The 20,329-nt window shown below is 59.3% G+C and carries 16 protein-coding genes; 2 read left to right on the top strand and 14 right to left on the bottom strand.

Annotated elements, in window-relative coordinates:
* Positions 1-151: 151 nt before the first annotated feature.
* The gene (locus JMN22_RS05580; RefSeq protein WP_198796553.1) at positions 152-1,771 is read left to right on the top strand and encodes an FMN-binding glutamate synthase family protein; all 1,620 of its coding nucleotides are present in this window, start codon (positions 152-154) and stop codon (positions 1,769-1,771) included.
* A 577-nt stretch (positions 1,772-2,348) separates the two neighbouring features.
* Here the strand turns inward: JMN22_RS05580 and JMN22_RS05575 are convergent.
* The 6 genes from JMN22_RS05575 to JMN22_RS05550 all read right to left on the bottom strand — a co-directional run bounded on the left by JMN22_RS05575 (position 2,349) and on the right by JMN22_RS05550 (position 8,273).
* The gene (locus JMN22_RS05575) at positions 2,349-2,705 is read right to left on the bottom strand and encodes a polysaccharide synthesis protein GtrA (protein ID WP_198796554.1); all 357 of its coding nucleotides are present in this window, start codon (positions 2,703-2,705) and stop codon (positions 2,349-2,351) included.
* 123 nt (positions 2,706-2,828) lie between these two features.
* Positions 2,829-4,322 carry a glucosyltransferase domain-containing protein gene (locus JMN22_RS05570; RefSeq protein WP_202334959.1) on the bottom strand — a complete coding sequence of 498 codons (1,494 nt, stop codon included), beginning with the start codon at positions 4,320-4,322 and terminating at the stop codon, positions 2,829-2,831.
* Between the two features lie 38 nt (positions 4,323-4,360).
* Complete coding sequence (locus JMN22_RS05565; RefSeq protein ID WP_198796556.1) at positions 4,361-5,311, bottom strand: glycosyltransferase family 2 protein; 951 nt, start codon at positions 5,309-5,311, stop codon at positions 4,361-4,363.
* Entirely contained in the window at positions 5,308-5,682 is a 375-nt protein-coding gene (locus tag JMN22_RS05560; RefSeq protein ID WP_198796557.1) for a GtrA family protein, read from the bottom strand. The genes JMN22_RS05565 and JMN22_RS05560 overlap by 4 nt, the downstream gene beginning before the upstream one ends.
* A gap of 150 nt (positions 5,683-5,832) precedes the next feature.
* The gene (locus JMN22_RS05555) at positions 5,833-7,254 is read right to left on the bottom strand and encodes an amino acid permease (protein ID WP_198796558.1); all 1,422 of its coding nucleotides are present in this window, start codon (positions 7,252-7,254) and stop codon (positions 5,833-5,835) included.
* 560 nt (positions 7,255-7,814) lie between these two features.
* A complete protein-coding gene (locus JMN22_RS05550; protein ID WP_198796559.1) occupies positions 7,815-8,273 on the bottom strand; it encodes an REP-associated tyrosine transposase in 459 nt (152 codons plus the stop codon).
* 385 nt (positions 8,274-8,658) lie between these two features.
* Between JMN22_RS05550 and JMN22_RS05545 the strand changes: the two genes are divergently transcribed.
* Positions 8,659-11,766 (top strand): transglycosylase domain-containing protein, encoded by a 3,108-nt coding sequence (locus JMN22_RS05545; RefSeq protein ID WP_030138536.1) that lies wholly within the window; start codon positions 8,659-8,661, stop codon positions 11,764-11,766.
* A gap of 19 nt (positions 11,767-11,785) precedes the next feature.
* Here JMN22_RS05545 and JMN22_RS05540 read toward each other — a convergent pair whose 3' ends face one another.
* The 8 genes from JMN22_RS05540 to JMN22_RS05505 form a co-directional block, all read right to left on the bottom strand.
* On the bottom strand, positions 11,786-12,256 hold the full coding sequence (locus tag JMN22_RS05540; RefSeq protein ID WP_410002279.1) for a CS1 type fimbrial major subunit: 471 nt from the start codon (positions 12,254-12,256) through the stop codon (positions 11,786-11,788).
* Between the two features lie 164 nt (positions 12,257-12,420).
* Positions 12,421-12,912 (bottom strand): hypothetical protein, encoded by a 492-nt coding sequence (locus tag JMN22_RS05535; RefSeq protein ID WP_030138538.1) that lies wholly within the window; start codon positions 12,910-12,912, stop codon positions 12,421-12,423.
* Positions 12,913-12,953: 41 nt separating this feature from the next.
* A complete protein-coding gene (locus tag JMN22_RS05530; RefSeq protein ID WP_030138539.1) occupies positions 12,954-13,436 on the bottom strand; it encodes a CS1 type fimbrial major subunit in 483 nt (160 codons plus the stop codon).
* Between the two features lie 38 nt (positions 13,437-13,474).
* Positions 13,475-14,218 carry a molecular chaperone gene (locus tag JMN22_RS05525; RefSeq protein WP_198796560.1) on the bottom strand — a complete coding sequence of 248 codons (744 nt, stop codon included), beginning with the start codon at positions 14,216-14,218 and terminating at the stop codon, positions 13,475-13,477.
* A gap of 60 nt (positions 14,219-14,278) precedes the next feature.
* Positions 14,279-15,523 (bottom strand): hypothetical protein, encoded by a 1,245-nt coding sequence (locus JMN22_RS05520; RefSeq protein WP_030138541.1) that lies wholly within the window; start codon positions 15,521-15,523, stop codon positions 14,279-14,281.
* A gap of 39 nt (positions 15,524-15,562) precedes the next feature.
* A complete protein-coding gene (locus tag JMN22_RS05515) occupies positions 15,563-16,810 on the bottom strand; it encodes a hypothetical protein (RefSeq protein WP_198796561.1) in 1,248 nt (415 codons plus the stop codon).
* Positions 16,811-16,949: 139 nt separating this feature from the next.
* Positions 16,950-19,484, bottom strand: coding sequence for a CS1-pili formation C-terminal domain-containing protein (locus JMN22_RS05510; protein ID WP_198796562.1), 2,535 nt, complete (start codon positions 19,482-19,484; stop codon positions 16,950-16,952).
* A gap of 113 nt (positions 19,485-19,597) precedes the next feature.
* Positions 19,598-20,089 (bottom strand): CS1 type fimbrial major subunit, encoded by a 492-nt coding sequence (locus JMN22_RS05505; protein WP_198796563.1) that lies wholly within the window; start codon positions 20,087-20,089, stop codon positions 19,598-19,600.
* Between the last annotated feature and the right edge of the window lie 240 nt (positions 20,090-20,329).

The following is a 20,329-nucleotide window of genomic DNA, read 5'->3' as shown; positions in this document are numbered from 1 at the left end:
TTGAATGTTTGACCGCCATCGCGAGCAAGCTCGCTCCCACAGGTTTTTCCGCAGTCTCAGGCTAATTATTCCAGCCCTGCACAGCTCCCTCGCCACGGGGTGGCATTCCACGCTAATGTCTCGCCAGTCGCCCTCCCCCCAAGGAACCCGCATGAGCCTATCGTTGCTGAGCCGCTACGCCTTCTTCGCCGGCTGCGTGATCTTCACCCTCGCCAGCCTGCCGTTCCTGCAACACGACTGGCTCTGGCCATTTGCGCTGGTGACCGGGCTGCTGAGCCTGCTGGGGCTGTTCGACCTGTTGCAAAGCCGCCACGCCGTGCGGCGCAACTACCCGATCCTGGGCAACATTCGCTACCTGGTCGAAGGCATCCGCCCGGAGATCCGCCAGTACCTGCTGGAATCCGACAGCGACGCCCTGCCCTTCTCCCGGGCCCAGCGCTCGCTGGTGTACTCCCGGGCCAAGAACGAAAGCGCCGACAAACCCTTCGGCACTCTGATCGACGTCTACCAGACCGGCTTCGAATTCATCGGTCACTCCATGCGCCCGGCGCCGCTGAGCGACCCCAGCGGCTTTCGCGTGACGGTCGGCGGCCCGCAATGCACCCAACCCTATTCAGCCTCGGTGTTCAACATCTCGGCGATGAGCTTCGGCTCCCTGAGCGCCAACGCCATCCGGGCGTTGAACCAGGGCGCCAAGCTCGGCAATTTCGCCCATGACACCGGCGAAGGCAGCATCAGCCCCTACCACCGCGAACACGGCGGCGACCTGACCTGGGAGTTGGGCAGCGGCTATTTCGGTTGCCGTACAAGCGACGGGCGCTTCGACCCCGAGCGCTTTGCCGTCCAAGCCCGGAACCCGCAGGTGCGGATGATCGAAATCAAGATGAGCCAGGGCGCCAAGCCCGGCCACGGCGGGATCCTGCCCAAGCACAAGGTCACCCGGGAAATCGCCGAGACCCGTGGCATCCTCATGGGCGAGGACTGTGTATCGCCGTCCCGCCACAGCGCGTTTTCCACGCCGATCGAACTGATGCAATTCGTCCAGCAATTGCGCGAACTGTCCGGTGGTAAACCGGTGGGCTTCAAGTTCTGCCTCGGGCATCCGTGGGAGTTCATGGGCATTGCCAAGGCCATGCTGGAAACCGGGATCCTGCCCGACTTCATCGTCGTCGATGGCAAGGAAGGCGGCACCGGCGCCGCGCCAGTGGAATTCACCGACCACATCGGCGTGCCGCTGCGCGAAGGCCTGCTGTTCGTGCACAACACCCTGGTGGGCCTGAACTTGCGCGACAAGATCAAGCTCGGCGCCAGCGGCAAGATCGTCAGCGCCTTCGACATCGCCAGCGTCCTGGCCATCGGCGCCGACTGGGCCAACGCCGCGCGCGGCTTCATGTTCGCCATCGGCTGTATCCAGTCGCAAAGCTGCCACACCAACAAATGCCCCACCGGCGTCGCCACCCAGGACACCCTGCGCCAACGCGCCCTGGTCGTCCCGGACAAGGCCCAGCGCGTCTACAACTTCCACCGCAACACCCTCAAGGCCCTTGCCGAAATGCTCGCCGCCGCGGGGCTGGAGCATCCTTCGCAATTGCAGCCCAAGCATTTGGTAAGGCGCATGTCGGCGACCGAGATCAAGCTGTTTTCGCAGTTACACGTGTTCCTGAAACCTGGGGAATTGCTGACCGGCGAAGTGAATGGACAGTTCTATTCGCGGATGTGGCAACTGGCGCGGGCGGACAGTTTTGAGCCGCAGGAAATCGTGGCCGCATAGCTCGTAAACACACTGCTCCCGCTGGGCCAGTAGGCGCTGGAGCTATGTAGGAGCTGTGTAGGATCTGCCGAGTGAAACGAGGCTGCGATCTTTCCACCGCCAATTGAATCGAGAGCGAACATCAAGATTAAAAGATCGCCGGCTCCTACATTTGAATCAAGAGCGAAACATCAAGATCAAAAGATCGCAGGCTTCGCCATCCAATTTCAGAGCCGAGCGGGAGCAAGCTCCCTCGCCACGGGTGCATCATTCTTCCGGATGCCCCGCTTCCACGTCCTACCTGTAGGTTCTGACAGTAGACGACGACTTCCCAGCGATTGACCATTCACCCCAACGGCTCACTCGTCACGGAAGGTGCTTATGTTGACCCGGCGCGATCTGGTTGGTTTTGCTTCGCTTTTTGGGGTATTGGAGGCATTCAAGGTTGTCGATACGGCTGCCAGGCAGCCCTCGCCAAGCGGATCGAGGGGTTGACGCCATGGACCGGACTCGCCTGGCCTCGGCAACCCTTCTGGGTACATTGATCCTCTTCACTTGGCTAGAGTCGATGCCCCACGCCGATGAACGATCGCAGAAACTACAAGACGCGGCATTCAAGGAACCGGAACAAGCTGTAGCCCGTCGCCAGGTTCAGCAAGAAATACAAAGCGACCGCCACCCATCCAGGCGAACTCAACACATCGCCGATCGAGCCGATGCCATAGCTCGCAACGCCCATCGAGCAATGGAACAGCAAATAGCCGCGCCATGACTTCCCAGGCTCAAAGATATAAAGCGCCGTCACGTAAAACGAAAACACCGCAGCGACGCAAAACGCTGCGAAGTTACTGGTTGCCTGGGTCAGTCCAACGGCGCCATACAGCAGGAAAAAAATCTGGCCATGAATCAACCCATTGACCAGGACGATCACCGTCAACGCAGAGAAACCCTTCATCGTATCTGCCTTGTCATTTACCGTTAGGGGTTTCCAAACTAGGCCAGGGTCTCACGGCGATCTACTGTCAGGTCTTACAGGTCGGGCACTGATTCCGACGGACGATCGTTCTTATCCGGCGTGTCAGCGACAACGTTCGACATCGACAAACAAACACAACTTGGACACGACATCAGGATCGCCCTGGGGCTTTTTCATCGAGATATATCCGCTGTCGTGGATGACGAAGAGATCATAGAAACGAGTGGAAACCACTGGCGAATAATCCCCGCGTCGAATCGATGCAATTACCATTGGGTCCTTGGCCAGGTACACATTGGTAATGCCCGCTCGCGGCAAGCTTTCGGGAAGTAATACGTAGCCCACGCCCAGCACATATTGCTGAGCCGGCATCGCCGCGAATAAACCGCTGGCTGCCGGGAGCCAGTTGGCTTTCAGCTCGGGGATCATGTAGATGCGATCCTTATCGCGCAGCGGCGAATGGTTGATGTCGTAGGCCAGCGAGGCCAGCACAACGGCCTCCTGTTGTTTTTGCAGCGAGAGGACGCGCCCGTGTCCGAACGAAAACGACAACATCGCCAGTAATGGAATCAACAGGACCAATCCCAAGCGTGCATGAAGGCGCATGAGTATTTGCAGACTCAGAAAAAACACCAGCAACAACAACGCCGAAAAAGCCACCAACGTCCTGGCGCCGTAGTTGAACTCGGCGAAAAAAAGCGTGATGCCAGGGATACAGAACAAGAGCACCGCAGGGGCCAGCAGATAACAAAACAACAGCGGTGCTTCTCGCCAGGGAGATTCCGCACGACGAACTAACCCGATGCCTCCCCACACGTACCCAACCAGCGTCAGCAACGCACCGCCCCACACCAATGCCTGGGCGCCTTCGGTAACCCAGCCATCGAACATGCGCGCCAGAAACGAAAGGCGATTGCCAATTTCCAGCAGGCTGCTGATGCCCAACGGCAACAACACCTGACGCGCTCCCGTCATGAGTTGATAAGCCGTGAGGTAATAAACCGATACGCCGACACCGATTGCCACCAGCTTGCAGCCGATCAACCGCAACACTTGCTGCGAAGGCTTGCCCTGCCAAACCAGGCGGATCACCTCAACACAGCACATCGCGATAAAAAAACCGATAAGCACTTGGTAGATGGACAGTGCCAGCGCCAATAACAATGCCGGAACCAGGACGTTTCGCCAGATCTTGTCAGATGACCAGATAACGGCATGAATAAGCGCGACCAATCCCAACGCCATGGCCGGCCCGTCATAGTGATAAGACAGGTTCTGCAAGAGAAAAGGGTTGTACCAGATGGGCAGGACGACCAGGCAATGAACTAACGTCGGTCGTTCGAAATAGAAAAAAACCAGCGATTTCAACGCAAACGAAACAGCTGTCGTCGCGATGAACAATGGCAAGGGAAACAGGTCCGCAGATGCCGAGCTGAACGAGAGGACGTTATAGAGCCATTCGATGACAACTCGCCCCTCCTCGCGCCAACCTCCTCCGGCCACCAGCGCTCGCCAGTTGTCGTCGTTGTAGAAATAATCGGCCTGCACCAAGGGAAAGATGAAAAGAAAACTGGCCGCCAGGAAAAACAGCAGCACTTCCCGTGGCGTCAAGGTTCTTGCCCACAGGAACTGGCTCACGGCTCATCTCGCATCTTGGGTCGGCCGCCCCGGATCATTTCCTTGATGACGTATCGAGGGCGATGTTTGGTCTCCAGATAAATTCGCCCGATGTACTCACCCAACACACCGATGCCGATCAGTTGCACCCCGCCGAGGAACAGGATCGCCGTCATCAGCGATGGATAACCTGGCAGATCGCTTCCGAAGATCAACTTGTCCAGGATCAGGTAGGCGGCATACAGCAATGAGATCAACGAAATGCAGCTACCCACGTAAGTCCACAACCGCAACGGCACGGTACTGAACGACGTGATGCCTTCCAGGGCCAGGTTCCATAGTTTCCAGCCGTTGAACTTGCTGTTGCCCGCAGCGCGGCCGGCGCGGTCGTATTCGATGATGACGGTATTGAAACCCGCCCACGACAACACACCTTTCATGAACAACTGATACTCGGGAAGCGTCTTGATGACTTCCACGACCTTGCGGTCCATCAAGCGAAAGTCCCCCACGTTCTGTTCGATATGGGGATAGGCAATGCGATTGAGCAAACGGTAGAACAACGCCGCGCCTCGGCGCTTCAGGTAACTGTCGGACGAACGATCGCGACGCTTGGCCAGCACCACTTCGGCGCCTTTTAGCCATTGCTCGACCATGCGCGGAATCACGTCGATGGGGTCCTGCAAATCCACGTCCATCGGGATGACCACATCGCCGCTGGCATGCTCGATGCCGGCGAACAAGGCCGGCTCCTTGCCAAAATTACGGGAGAAGTTGATCAGCAGGACTTCGCTGTCCGTCAACGCTATCTCTCGCGCCAGGCCGGCGGTCTGGTCGTTGCTGCCGTCGTTGATGAAGACAATCTCGACGCAATGATCCTTGAGCTGCGGATGCTGACGGACACTTTCGTAGAAGAGACCGATGGCCTGTTCTTCGTTGTACACCGGGACAATCAGCGAGATCTTCATGGCCGATGTCCGCGAAACACGACGAACCGGGAAAACAGGAAACCAAGTACCAGGCTCAACAGCGAAAACGCCGCCACGGTCAGCAGGCCATGGAGGTGCCAGCGATCCCCCAAGTGACCGACGATGAAGCTGAGCGCGCCCATGACGCATAGGAAAAGCACATAACCCGGCACGGAGAGCTTGGCTTCAAAGGTGTAGAGCGCGTTGGCATAAAAAGAAAAGGAGGCGGCCACGCAGAAAGCGATGAAGTTACTCGTCGATTGGTCGAGGCCGAACGCCACGCGCAGCACAAAGAAAATCTGCCAATGGATCAGCGTATTGGCCAACCCGACGAGCGAATAGCTGAAAAAACCGTTCCATATCGCTTTCATAAGCCCCTCCAACGGCCGTGCTGTCGGACTACGTTGAATCCAGGGCCCCGTCAGCACGCGGACTATCGTTAGAAGTAACAGGCGCTCCACAGTTCAGGAAAAAGAAAGCCCCGGTCGTGGACCGGGGCTCTGGTTTACATCGCTATCGACTCAGGAAACCGAACGCACGGCTCCCCGCACATCCCCGGTCGGCTGCAACTTGAAGGTGTAGAACAACACCGTCAGCAGCACCAGAAATGCCGGGCCGATATACAGCGCCACGCGGGTGTCGGGGAAGTACGCCATCAGGCCCACTACCAACACCAGGAAAGCGAGCGCCAGGTAGGAGCTGACCGGGTACAGCCACATGCGATATTTCAGTGCGGCACGCTCGGAAGCGCTCAGGCCTTTACGAAATTTGAGCTGGGCTAGCAGGATCATCACCCAGGTCCAGATCGCGCCGAAGGTGGCGATGGAAGTCACCCAGACAAAGACTTTTTCCGGCACCAGGTAGTTGAGCAGCACGCCCAGCAGCAAGGCGGCGATGGACAGCAGCAGCGCGCGGCGTGGCACGCCGTTGCTGGAGGTCTTGGCAAAGCCGGCCGGGGCCTGGCCGTTCTGCGCCAGGCTGTAGAGCATCCGCCCGGTGCTGAAGATCCCGCCGTTGCAGGACGACAGCGCGGCGGTGATCACCACGAAGTTGATGATGCCGGCGGCGGTCTTGATGCCCAGGCGCTCGAAGGTCATGACGAAGGGGCTGCCCTGGGTGCCGATTTCGTTCCACGGGTAGATCGACAGGATCACGAACAACGCGCCGACGTAGAACAGCAGGATCCGCCAGAACACCGAGCCGATGGCGTTGGGGATGGTTTTCTGCGGGTTGCGCGCTTCACCGGCGGTCAGGCCGATCATCTCCACGCCCAGGTAGGCGAACATGACCATTTGCAGGGACATCAACACGCCGGACACGCCGTTGGGCATGAAGCCGCCGTGGGTCCAGAGGTTGGAAATACCCAGGGCCACGCCGTCATTGCCGAAACCGAATGCAATGATGCCGACGCCACCGATGACCATGGCAATGATGGTGACGATCTTGATCAGGGCGAACCAGAACTCGAATTCGCCAAAGGCCTTCACCGCGATCAGGTTGATCGAGCCCATGCTGACCAGTGCGGCCAAGGCCCAGATCCACCGGGGCACATCGGGGAACCAGATGCCCATGTACACCGCCACGGCGGTGATTTCCGCCACGCAGGTCACCAGCCACAGGAACCAATAGTTCCAACCCGTCAGGAAGCCGGCCAGCGGGCCGAGGTAGTCCTGGGCGTAGCGGCTGAACGAACCGGCCACCGGGTTGTGCACGGCCATTTCGCCGAGGGCGCGCATGATCACCAGGATCGCCAGGCCACCAATGATGTAGGACAGCATGATCGCCGGGCCGGCCATTTCGATGGCCTTGGCCGAACCGAGGAACAGCCCGACACCGATGCAGGCGCCGAGCGCCATCAAGCGGATATGCCGCTCGCCGAGCTCACGTTTGAGCGGACCACCCTGCGCGGTCTCGCCATGGGGCAGATGATTGCCGACTGGCATAGGGATACAACCTCGTCTTGTTATTGGATTGACCACCGAGTCTCCAAAGCCGCGGGCGGGTGGGCCTGCAAGCCTTGCCGAAACCGGGCCTGCCTTGTGGGCAGGCCGTCCTGTGGGACAACAACCTCAGGATCAGCGGGTCGTGCAGTATAAAAAGCCGGGAACAGAAAGTTTCACTGTAAAAGCAGGTTAATTCAGGGAATGCCTAAGCCGATGATGGCTTTATCAAGAGGGATTATCTGAACCAAGGGCCTTTTTGAAGCGACGACGAGTATTGCACAGTGATGGTGCAGCGTCATGCGCTGGCATGGGGTGATGGCTCTGGTTCAAGGCTTTCAGACCATCGTGACTAGGGGATCTAATTGTGATTAAGGGATCTGATTGTGGCGAGGGGATTCATCCCCGCTGGGCTGCGAAGCAGTCCTAAAGCCTGACAGCTCGGTGGATCAGACAGATTGAGGTGAATGTTTGGAAGGGCTGCTGCGCAGCCCAGCGGGCATAAATCCCCTCGCCACGGATGAATGTTTCGCCACCGGGGCTCATTGCTAAACCCAAGTGGCTCATAGCCACGCAGCGTCCCACAGCGGATAGTCGCCAATGCGACTCACCAGTCCCGCGCGAAGCGGATTGGCAACGACGTAGCGCGCGAAGTGCCGCACATCCTCATCATCTCGAATCGCGCGGTCATGAAAGCCGCTTTGCCAAAGTGGACCAGACAGTCCGATCTTTTTATTGACGCTATGGGTGCATCGAGCTTTGGTAACGCCTACGACGTGACTGAGATGACCATCAATAATCTGCAGCGACCAGTGGAAATGATCCGGCATCACCACCCAAGCCAAAGAATTCACCTGACCGGAATCATGAGCACGTTTGAATTCAGCGACCAATAGCCGTCCGATCTTCCAATCTGAAAAAACCGGTCGCCGCTGATGAACGACAGCAGTCACCAGATAAGCTCGTTCTGGCTCCGAATAACGACCTCGACGCAAGCGATGGGAATTTGGGCGTGGATGCATTCCTTGCTTCCTTTGAATGGGCTTGAACGCAGCGTAGCCACGCCGATGTGATGTCAACTCCGCAAACGTCGAGTGAAATTTCCGAAACTCGCGTAATCCCTTTGATGAGAAGGATTTATCTGTGGCGAGGGGATTCAGCGAAACGTCGCACCGCCCCGCTGGGCTGAGAAGCAGTCCTAAAGCCTGACAGCTCGGTGGATCAGACAGATTGAGGTGACTGTTTGGGGGGCTGCTGCGCAGCCCAGCGGGGATAAATCCCCTCGCCACAGGAACCTCACCCCTTGCCGGTCTCACTTTGATGCCGACAATTTCCCCTCCCCCCACGCCAACCACCGTCTAAGCTTCAAGCAAGTCCGATCAATCTGCGTGAATGGATCAGTCGACTATGGGCGCTTTGTGGCAAACCGATTCGAATAAACCTGTGGTCCCGACTGAACGTATGGAAGAAGCGCCTTTACCCAAAAAAACTCGCCGCGCCCGGCATGGCTGGCGGGCGTTCTGGTTGTTGTTGCTGATCATCGTGGTGGTGGTCGGCCTGGCCGTGGCCAAGGAGATGCGCACCTCCCGGTTCCAGGCCCAGGAGGTCAGCAAGTACGCCGCATCCTTGACCTATTCGGTGCAACCGGGTCCGAGCGATGCCATCGTCTATCCCGGTGCCGGCCCGTTCGATCAGCGGTTGGGGTATAGCTCGCTGGGAGAATTCCTGCCGCGGCTGCTCAAGCGTGATTATGTGGTCGAGGCCCAGGCACGGTTTTCGCCGGCCTTGATGGACTACGTCCACAAGGGCTTGTTCGTGCCCTACGCGGAAAAGATCCAGGCGGGGCTGACCCTCACCGATTGCCGCGCCGCGCCGGTGTATCAGTTCAAGTACCCGCAGCAGCTGTATGCGAGCTTTGACGCCATCCCGCCGGTGGTGGTGCAAAGCCTGTTGTTCATCGAGAACCGCTTTCTGCTCGACCCCAAGCAGCCACTGGCCAACCCGGCGGTAGACTGGCCGCGCTTCGGCATGGCGGCTTGGTCGCAGGTGGCCAAGCTGTTGAGCCTGCCGGGACAGTCGGCCGGCGGTAGCACGCTGGCTACACAGCTTGAGAAATACCGGCACTCCCCCGAAGGCCTGACCGTGTCGGGCGCGGAGAAGATCCGCCAGATGATTTCCGCCAGCGTGCGCGCTTACCAGGCCGGCCCGCAAACCCTTGAGGCGCGCCAGCGGATCGTCCGCGACTACCTCAACAGCGTCCCCCTCTCGGCCGTGCCGGGGCATGGCGAAGTCCACGGCATGGCGGAAGGTTTGAGGGTCTGGTATGGCGCGGATTTCAAACGGGCCAATGAACGCTTGTTCAGCACCGCCACCGATCCCCAGAGCCTGGCGGAAAAGGGCCTGGCCCTGCGGGAGATGCTGTCGTTGATGATCGCCCAGCGGCGGCCGTCCCATTACCTTTCCAAGGGCCATGACGAACTCGCGCGCCTGACCGACAGCCACATCCGCTTGTTGGCGCAGAACGGTGTGATCGACGCCGCACTGTCCGAGGCCGCGCTGGCGAGCAAGGTTTCCTACCGTGACTGGGTCCAGGACCCGACCGTCCAGCCCAACGAAACAAACAAGGGCATCAGTGCCGCCCGCAGTCGCCTCGCGGCGCTGCTCAACCGTCCGCTGTACGACCTCGATCGCCTCGACCTCTCCGCCACCAGCACCTTGCAGAGCGACTTGCAGGCCCAGGCCACCGAGTACCTCAAGCGCTTGGCCGACCCGGCCTTCGCGACCGAGATCGGCCTGATGGGAGAACGCCTGCTGACCCCGACCAGCACCACGCAGGTGCGCTACAGCTTCACCCTGCTGGAACTGACCCAGGATGGCTCCCGCGTGCGCGTTCAAACCGACAGCACCGACCAGCCTTTCGACATCAACGAAGGCAGCAAGCTGGAGCTGGGCTCCACCGCCAAGTTGCGCGTGCTGACCACCTACCTGCAAATCATTGCCGAACTGCACGAGCGTTATGCCCAGCAGGCCCCGGCGGCGTTGAAGAAAACCGAGATCGCCGAGCAGGATCGCCTGTCGCGCTGGGCGGTGGACTACTTGATTGAAAACACCGACCGCAGCCTGCCGAAGATGCTCGAAGCCGCGCTGGATCGCACCTATTCGGCCAGCCCCGGCGAGGCATTTTTTACTGGCGGCGGGTTGCACACCTTCCATAACTTCCGCAAGGAAGACGACGGCCGCCTGCCGACGCTGCGCGACGCCCTGCGCGAATCCATCAACCTGCCGTTCATTCGCCTGATGCGCGACCTGGTGCGCTACGCCACCTATGCCGGCCCCAACAATAGTTCCGAGCTGCTCAAGGACGACAAGGACCCGCGCCGCCAGGAATACCTGGCCCAATTCGCCGATCGCGAGGGCACGTCGTTCCTGCTCAGGTTCTGGAAGAAATATCAGAAGAAGGACACCGGCCAGCGCCTGGAAACCTTCCTCGACGGCATGCGTCCCACCGCAATTCGCCTGGCCGCCGTGCACCGCTATTTCTTTCCCAACGACAGCCAGGAGAGCTTCAATCGCTTCGTGCGTGCGCACTTGAAGACGGCAAAAAGCGCGGAAAAACTCACTGATGAACGCCTGGAACGGCTCTACCAAAGCTATGGCCCCGGCGCCTATGACCTGCCGGACCAGGGCTTCATCGCCAAGGTCCACCCGCTGGACCTGTGGTTGATGGGTTACCTGTTGAACAACCCCGACGCCAAGTTCAGCCAGATCGTCAAGGCCAGCCAGTTCGAGCGCCAGGAAGTCTATAGCTGGTTGTTCAAGAGCCGGCACAAGAGCGCCCGCGACAGTCGCATCCGCACCATCCTGGAGATCGAAGCCTTCCTGGATATTCACCAGCGCTGGCAGCAAGTCGGCTACCCGTTCGATCACCTCGTGCCTTCGCTGGCCACCGCCATCGGCAGCTCCGGCGACCGCCCGGCCGCGTTGGCGGAACTGGTGGGAACGATCCTCAATGACGGCGTGCGTCGCCCCGCCCTGCGCGTCGACAGTTTGCAGTTCGCGGTGGACACACCCTATGAAACGCGACTGGTCAGCAATCCGGAAAACGGCAAGCGGGTGATGCCGGTGGAAGTCGCCCAGGCGCTGCGCGGCGCGCTGTCCCAAGTGGTCGACGCCGGTACCGCGAAACGCGTGGCGGGGAGTTTCAAGCTCGCCGATGGCACGCCGCTGGCGATGGGCGGCAAGACCGGCACCGGTGACAACCGCATCGAAGCCATCGGTGCCGGCGGCCGAATCCTCAGCTCCAAGTCGATCAACCGCACGGCGACGTTCGTGTTCTACATCGGCGACAGCCATTTCGGCACCCTCACCGCCTACGTCCCGGGGGCCTCGGCACAGAACTTCAAATTCACCTCAGCCTTGCCGGTGCAGGTGCTCAAGGGCATGGCACCGTTTCTCACGCCGTACTTGCAACCGGGGACTCATACCCAGTGCAAGCCGTTGGTGGCGGGACAATAACCTGCACCGGGACCTTGGTTTACAGGGTTACACGAGGCACCGCATCGAAGACGACAGTGAAGTTCCCGGTGTACAGGCCAGGATCACGAGGAATGGGCCAATGATTGGCATGGATGAACATCTCCACCTGGGTCCCTGGCGTGGATGTGGCGTCATCGACTACTTCTCGAGGCATCTCGTCCAACAAGACGTCGTTGAACCTGACTCGCAGCGGTATGAGCACGACACCATTGGATAAAATAGAGCGCCCATCAAGGTAGGCATGGACCGAGCCGTCGGTATTCTTTACATCAAAGGCCTGGCGTATGGAACTCAACTCGTAGCTGACAGGGTTGTAATTCATGTACTCGTCTTTACCGAAATCCGGATTGCGAGGCTGCACATGAAACTGCTTGTTCGGAATGTTTGCAGTGACATGAATGGAAGAGCGTGCATCATTGGCAGCGAACACCCACGAAGCACTCAAGGCCGCGATAGCCAGGGCAGTCACTGACACCCTCTTTTTAAACATACTTGACACCTTTCCTATTAAAAAACCTGTGGCGAGGGAGTTTGTTCCCTCGCCGAAGGGTTGTGTGCTGAAGCTCAATTCGCCATTGGTACGCCCTGCGAGGCACGGTGGCGGGGCAATGAGTCACGGCGTGGCGCGGTGGTTTACAGGCTGACTCGAGGGACCGCGTCGAAAATTACGGTGATATCGGCAGTAAATTGGCCTGACAGTCTGGTTGAAACCGCCCACGGATTGAAGATGACCATCTCGGCCTGCATACCTGGCGTGGACGTTGCGTCATCTACCACCTCCGTCGGAGTACTACCCAGGCCAACGTTGTTGAACGTGATAAAAAGAGGGATCGAATGAACGCCGTTGTACAACCAGGCTGGACCATCGATGTAGGCATGCACCGAACCGTCGGTGTTCTTCACATCGAAGGTCTCGCGCAGCCAGGTCAATTTCCTGCTCACTGGATCCATGTGCATGACCTCGTTCTTGCCGAAGTCCGGGTTACGCGGCTGCACATGAAACTGCTTGTTCGGAATGTTCGCACTGATGTGGATGGCTGAACGCGCATCGTCAGCCGCCCCGGCCAGTAAAGGGCTCAGGGCTGCAGCCCCCAGCGCGACGGCAGATATTATTGTTTTGTACATGTCGTTACCTGTTAATGGTTGATAGAAACAAAGACCAAGCCTTAAGGCGCAACGGCATCGAACACCATGTGCACCGTGCCGTAGTAATCGCCGGGCTTGTAGTCGTCATCGGGCCGGATGGCGGCGATTTCCAACGGGACCTGGCGTCCTGGCCGGGCCTCGCTGGCCGATACCACCTGGGCCGAATCCAAGGTCAATTCGACGCCGTTGAACCTCACCCGCAGGTCGATGCGTTCGCGGCCGTTGGACAGATACGCCTCCTCCCCGAGGCGGGCGTCGATGGAACCGTTGGTATTTTTCACCTCGTAGGTCGCGCGCAGCGGACTGAGGTCATTGATGATCGTGTTGAAGGGCAAGCGCTGTTCGCGCTGGACCAACTGCGGGTCGAGCGGCAACACAAAGAACTCGACCGTGGGGATGGTCACGTAGAGCTCGAAGGTTTCCCGCTCGACCGCGCCCCAGGCCGGGGCCCAGGGCAAGGTCAGCGCGGCGACGGCGAGAGGGCATGCCAGTGTCTTGAACATAGTGGATACCTGTGGCGTCAAGGACGGTACGGCGACCGTCAACCCTTGATCTGGATGGGTTTGCTCTGGCCGCCTTCGATCAACGTGAAGCGGTATTCACGTCCCGACTCCTTGTCGAACGAGAACGTGCGGCCGGCCATGACGTGGTGCTTGGTGGTCGGCCGGCAGTCGTTTTCCTTCTTCGCCACGCAATCCTTGAACTCATCGATCACCAGCACGCTGTTGCCGTTGTTGCGCATCACGTAGCGGCTGGCGTTGTCCTCGATCACGGTCTCGAAACGGGTGTTCTTGGGGCGAACGAAGAACACCGTGCCATAGCCCGCCAGCACCTTGACCCCGGCCGTCACGCGTTCCTTTTTATAGGCCTCGCGTTCCTCCTCGCTGACGGCGAACTCGTCCTCCGCTTCCGGCACCACAGGCACGAAGCGCACCCGGAAATAACGCTCCTTGTCGCGGTTACCCAGGAACAGCAATCGCGTGCCCTGCATGCCGTTGGCCGGCACGATCAGCCGGGCCGGGCTGGCCATCAAGCCATCCTTGGCCAGCCCGCCAGGCTGGCTCTGCACCGGCTCCTCGCGGTAGCTGCCGTCCTCGTTATAGAGAATTTCCAGGACATTGACCTTGATGAATGCCGTGGACGTTCCGCCATTGAACACCCGCTTCATGTAAGTGCTTTTATCACCGTCAAGGTAGTCGTAGACCACCCCGACACCGATTTGCGGCCCGGCCTGGACCACGCCGCAAAACAGGTACAAACCCACCCATGCCAATACGTGTTTCATTGTTTTCTCAACCTCATGCTTTAAGCGCAACTCACTGGATACCGCCGGCGATCAGGCCGCTCAAACTTCCGAATCCCAGATCACCGTGATGTTGCCGGAATAGACTTTGGCGCCGCCGTCGAGCATTTCTTCGATGCTTTGCCGAGTCACTTCGAAATGCAGGCTTGCAGGCCTGCGATCCACATAGACACTGGGCTGGATCAGCTCCGTGCCACTGCCATCTCGCAACAGGCGACGCTGGTTGATGGGTTGTCCGCCAAAATCGGTCAGCCCCTCAGGCAGCGTCACCCTGACGTCCACCGGTACGGAATGGCCCGAGCCGGCTTCGCCGATCGCGCACGTATTACCACTGATGTATTGGCAATCGAGCGCCATCTTGAAGCGTGACGATGTGGAGATATGGAAGCGTTGATCGCGCGCCAGCCGGCTCGGTTTGCTGCCGCCATTCAGCCAGGCTTGCCAGCCCCCATCGGGCACCAGCTCCACCCGGTTTCCGCCGGGAGGCACCTCGACCTTGAAGGTATGCTCGACATCGAGCCTGAAATTGAGCGTGATGGCCGAATCGCTGGGCAGCATGACGTCGCCCATGTCCAGCTCCCGCCCTGGTCCAACGCCGATGGTCAGATCCCCGGTGTACTGCCCCGCCGACATTCTCATCGGGTTCGGCATGCGCAGCTCATAGGCAAAGTCCACGTAGGGATACGCCATGCTGGGGATCACAAAGTTGGCCTTTTTTGCGCACTCGGTTTCCGACGGGGTCCGCCAGAAAAACTCGTAATGGTTGTCGCCGAAACGACTGAACCCGCTGGAGTTGCACGGTGAAGGCGCCTGGCCCCAGTTGTCGTTCCACAGCATCGTATGCGCAGTGCCCGCTTCCACCCCGCCACCGACCAGTTCGATCACGCTGCCAGGGACTTGATAGCGAGCACCAATGCCGACCCACCGCACCTGGACGATTTCGGTCTCGCCCGTACCGGAATGAACGATCTGCGCCGTGCGCCAGTTGGCAGGTACTTGAAACATGGCCCCTTGTCGAACGTCGGCGTGCCCGGCCTGGATAGGCCTGATGGAATTCACACTCAGGGGCAGCCGGATGCTGAACATTTTCCATGCCTGGCATTGCGACGGAGCTTCGGCGCAATAACCACTCATTGGCGTGGTGTTGAGAAACCCGGTTTCCTGAGGCTTCGACGGGTCTGGCCTGAACACAGCGCTGATGTCCTGGGTCAAGGCGTTGGCCATGGGCATGCTCGCAAACAAAACCGTTGAAACCACACAGTTCGCGACTACCGGTGTTCCTTTCATGGGTATGACCTCATATTCAAATCCGTTGAATAGGTGTTTTTAAACTTCTGAATCCCAGATCACCGTGATGTTTCCGGTGTAGGCTTTGGCGCCGCTGTCCAGCATCTCTTCGACGCTGCCGCGGCCCACTTCAAAGTGCAGGGTGCCCGACCGGCGATCGACATAAAGCCCCGGCTGGAACAGTTCGGTACCGCTGCCGTCACGCAGTAACCGTCGACGGTTGACCGGCTGCCCGGCGCCGTCAGTCAAGCCGTCGGGCAGGGTGACGCTGACATCCACCGGCACGGCATGACCGGTGCCGGTTTCGGAAATTGCGCAGGTGTTGCCGCTGACGTATTGGCATTCGAGTTCCATCTTGAAACGCGAGGACGCCGAGATATGGAAGCGCTGGTCGCGAAACAATCGTGTTGGCTTGCGACCGCTGTTCAGCCAGGATTGCCAGCCTTCCTGGGGTACCAACTCCACGCGGTTGCCGCCGGGGGGGACTTCGACCTTGAGGGTGTGCTCGACGTTGAGTTTGAAGTTGAGCGTCAGTGTTGAATCATCCGGGAGCATGACGTCGCCCACATCGAAATCCTGCCCCGGGCCAACGGTATAGGTCAGCGAACCGGTGTATAGCCCGGACGACATTTTCAAGGGGTTGGGGGTGCGCAACTCATAGGCAAAATTCAGCGAAAGGTACTTCATGCTGGGAATCAGGTAGCTGGCCTTCTTGGCACATACACCTGCTACCGGGGTTTTCCAGAAAAACGTGTAATCCACGCTACTCAGATAACCCACACCACTGTATCGACATGGCGAAGGGGCATTTACCCAAGAGGAGTTGCCCCACAACATACTATGCGCGGTGAGGTTGCTCACGCCGCCACCCACCAGGTTGACTGCACTCGTTGGAAGACGGTAGGTCAGGCCTACACCGGACCAGCGCACTTCAACGATTTCCGTTTCGCCCGTTCCTGAATGGGTGACTTGTACCGTGCGCCAATTGACGGGCGCGTGAAACATCGCCCCTTGCCGAACATCGCCATGATTCGCCTGGATGGGGCGGATCGAGTCGAAGGTAATAGGCAACGTGAGGCTGAACATTTTTGCCGTTCCGCATTCCGCGGGATGGTCAGCGCAGTAACCACTCACCGGCGTGGTATTGAGAAACGTATTCTCCTGGGGCTTGGAAGGGTCAGGCCTGAATATTGCAGTGATGTCCCGCTCCAAGGCATTGGCCACAGGCACACACGCAAACAGCAACACCGAGACCACGCTGCGCACTGCAACCGATAAGGGTTTCATTTATACAACCTCATACTTGAAGACAAATCACTGCGAGAAAACCAGAAGCCCCGTGGTGAGGGAGCTTGCTCCCTCACGGGTTCTCCCAGCCACGGTTTCATCGTTTTTCCCGGGTGAACGGCATTACCAATAAGGTGCTTCATGAACGCTGCTTCACCCCACCAGCCTCGGCGACTGCCGTATCGGCCAAGGTGTCCGGCGTGCAACGCAAGTCCCCGATCATCAACACATCGCCTTCGCGGTTGGCAGTCTCCGGGTCGAGGCGGAACCGGCAGAACAATTCGTTTGCGTGGCGCACTTCCAGGGTCGGCGAGCCGGCATTCATTTCCATGGAAAAGAATCCGTCCGCCTCGCTGATGCCGCGGCTGGCATGGTTGATCACGTGGTGGCCTCGAAGCGGTTGGCCCTGCCCATCCACCAGGCGTCCGAGCACGGTCACCGTCCTCATCACGCTGATCTTGCGGTAGTCCACCCCGCCCTTGTTCAGGTGATAGCGGGTGCGCGAAGGTTGGATATTCGCCGCCGGCGGGTGCACGCCTTCGAAGTCGAAGGTCACCTGGCTGTTCTTGTAGGCAGTGATGGGCACGAAGTTGCGACCGGGGCGTAACGTGGTGCTGCCGCCGGTCAAGTCGTCGGCGCGCAGGACAACATCATCCACGTCGGCTTCGACGTCGACGATCATGCCCGCGCCGCGTCCATGAGGCGTAGCGGTAACGGCCGCTTTGCTGCCTCCCACCGCCACCGTGCTGCTCAGGTTCAGGCCGCCGGTGAGGTTATCGTTATAGGACGAGCGCTGGACGAAGCCATCGCCGAAAAGCGAATCGGTTTCGAAACTGGCAATACTGGACAGGCCCACGCCATAGGTGTCGGCCAACACCGTGCCGGAAACGCTTTGCAGCACATGGTCTTCCAGGCTGCGGCGATACGACAGCGAGGCATTATTGTCTCGCGCGCCATCGCGGGAGGTGCGGGTCCCGATGCTGCCCGACCAGTATTCCCCCGGCCCGCCCAAGGCCACGCTGACGCTCAGGTCCACGCCCCGATTGCGCTTGTCCCCCGTGCTGGTGGTGCCAGGGCGATCGAATACCGACACCCGCCAGTTGGCATCGCTGCCGCGCAGTTGGCCACGCTGGGTCCAGCCCAGGTCCAACCCCGTGCCCTGGATGTTGCCTTCGCTGTAGGCCAGTCGCCCATTGACGGAGGTCTTGTTGCTCAAGCGATGGTTGACCGACAGCGAGGAATTGCTGGTGTGGCCGACATACACTTGGCGCTGGCGAATACGCGTGCCGTCCTGCAACGTTTCGTATGTGTTGCGGGTGTCCAGCCAACTGCGGTTGTGACTGGCCACCACGCTGCCGTTGAGGTAGCTGTACAAACCTTGCAGATCCATGCCGGTGCCATACTGCTGGGTTTGATAGACGTTGGCGTAGAGGCTGGTGTTGCTCGCCAGCGTCCAATCCACCGAGGTGCCCACTTGCAGCTTGTCCTGCACCTGGCGCGTGGAGGCTCCCAGGATGACCCGCGGGTGCAGCAGGTAATTCAAGCCGACCCCGGCTGTCGTGAAGCCGGAAGGCTGGTCTTCCCAGTTGCTCCAGAGCCGGGTTTCGCGGCCGGCAAACAGGTTGTAGCGCCAGCGGTCTTCGGTGCTGCTCCAGTTGTTGGGCTTGTAGACCAGCTCCTGGCTGGTGGCGCTGGTTTGCCCGTCCTCGACCAAGCGGACTTCCACTTCATAAATGCCGCCGGGCAAGGGCCGGGTGTCCAGGCTCTGCAAGCCGGCGCTGACCGCCTGCGTATTGATCAACAGGCCGCTGCGATAAATCTCCACCGAAGCCTGTCGGCTCGCGGTGACGTAGATGGGGTAGACGCTGGGCCGGGGATTATCGATGACCAGGCTGTCGGAGCTGCCATACATCACGCCCACGGCAGTGTCCGGGTTGGCACCGAACGAACGGATCTGTCGATTCAGGCCATCGGAGCTGGGCGTGAAATAACCCAGGCGAAAAAAAGTACCTTCCAGTTCTCGTTGGGTATAGAGCTCGTGGACGGCGTGGTAGATCTTGTCGTCCGGTCCGCCGAGACGCGAGAGTTGAAGGTCGAGCGATTGACTCCAGTTGCCCAGGCTGGAACTTGCATTCAGGCCATAGCGCCCGCCGGTGTCCTGCTCTTGGCCACCATTGATATTGAGCTGGTTGTTGAAGATCAGACCCAGGCTGCCACCTTCTGGCTGATCGTGGTAACGCTTGGTTTCAGTGCCGCGTTCCACATCCCGAGTCAGGATCGTCACCAACGAATTCTCGAGGCTGTAATGCATGGCGAGCAGCCCTGATGAACAATTGGCTTCGCATGCGCCCAGCGACTGTCCTTGCTTGAGCAGTTGTTCCCATTTCTCACGTTCGAGGTTGCTGATCGGACTGTCTTGCGTGTCGGTGAATTCGAGCAACGTAATACGATCGTCCCGGGTCAATACCACCATGGCTTCGCCAAGGTACTGTTGATTGAGTTCAACACGAACCGCCAGTGGCACATCGAAGAAGTGGGATTCAAACTCCGCCGGCAGTCCCTTGGCCTGGGACAACAGGCTTTTGGGCGTTGTACCGGGGGCAGTCGGCGCGGCCGAGGCGTTCGCGCACAACAACAGCGCGAGCGCACCCGCGATGGGTGTCATCGGAAACATCAACGGATTCTCTAATCAGCGAGCGTTCAAGGCGTTTCAGGTACAGGCCGACCGGCTGGGGAGTGCCGGCCGGCCTGCGAATGCCCGTGCAAATCAACGGGCATCGGATGGCATCACGGCGTAGCGCGAGGCACCGCGTCGAAGATGACGGTCATGTCGGCGGTGTACAGGCCGTTCTGGGTATCGAGAGGCCGGGCCGCGACGATGGTCATGTCGGCCTGGGTACCTGGGGTGGAGGTGGCATCGTCCACCACTTCCTGAGGCAGGGCGCTCAGGGTGACGCCGTTGAAGGCGGTGGTCAGGGCAATGGAGTTACTGCCGTTGTACAGCGCAGCAGGGCCGCCTTCGATATAGGCATGGACCGAACCTTCGGTGTTTTTCACGTCGTAGGTCTGGCGCAACGAAGTCAAGGTGCCGCTGACCGTGTTGTAGCTCATGGTCTCATCCTTACCGAAGTCCGGATTGCGAGGCTGCACATGAAACTGCTGGGTCGGGATGTTGGCAGTGATGTGGATGGAAGAGCGCGCGTCGTCGGCGGCGAATGCCAGCGAAGAAGTCAGGGCGGCAGCTGCCAGGGAAGCACCGGTTACGAGTTGTTTGAGCATGTTGTTCATACCTGTTCTTTTGCAATAGATAGAAGAGTTGAAGTTGCCGCCAGACAATCATTCTGGCTGCACTTCCAACGCCGGGCATGATCAACGCTATTGAAACAAAAAAAAGCAGGCAGATTCCTATATGCACGTAGTAAATCCGGCATACGCGTGCGAGAAAAAGACTCGGATTCTGTTAAAAACAGATTTTGGATGTCAGAAAGAACTTACAACGCCAGCAATAAAGCGGGCTTG

Origin of the sequence: Pseudomonas sp. HB05 (assembly GCF_016756915.1) — a bacterium.
GTDB classification, from domain to species: domain Bacteria; phylum Pseudomonadota; class Gammaproteobacteria; order Pseudomonadales; family Pseudomonadaceae; genus Aquipseudomonas; species Aquipseudomonas alvandae.
This window is presented reverse-complemented; position numbering and strand designations above follow the sequence as displayed.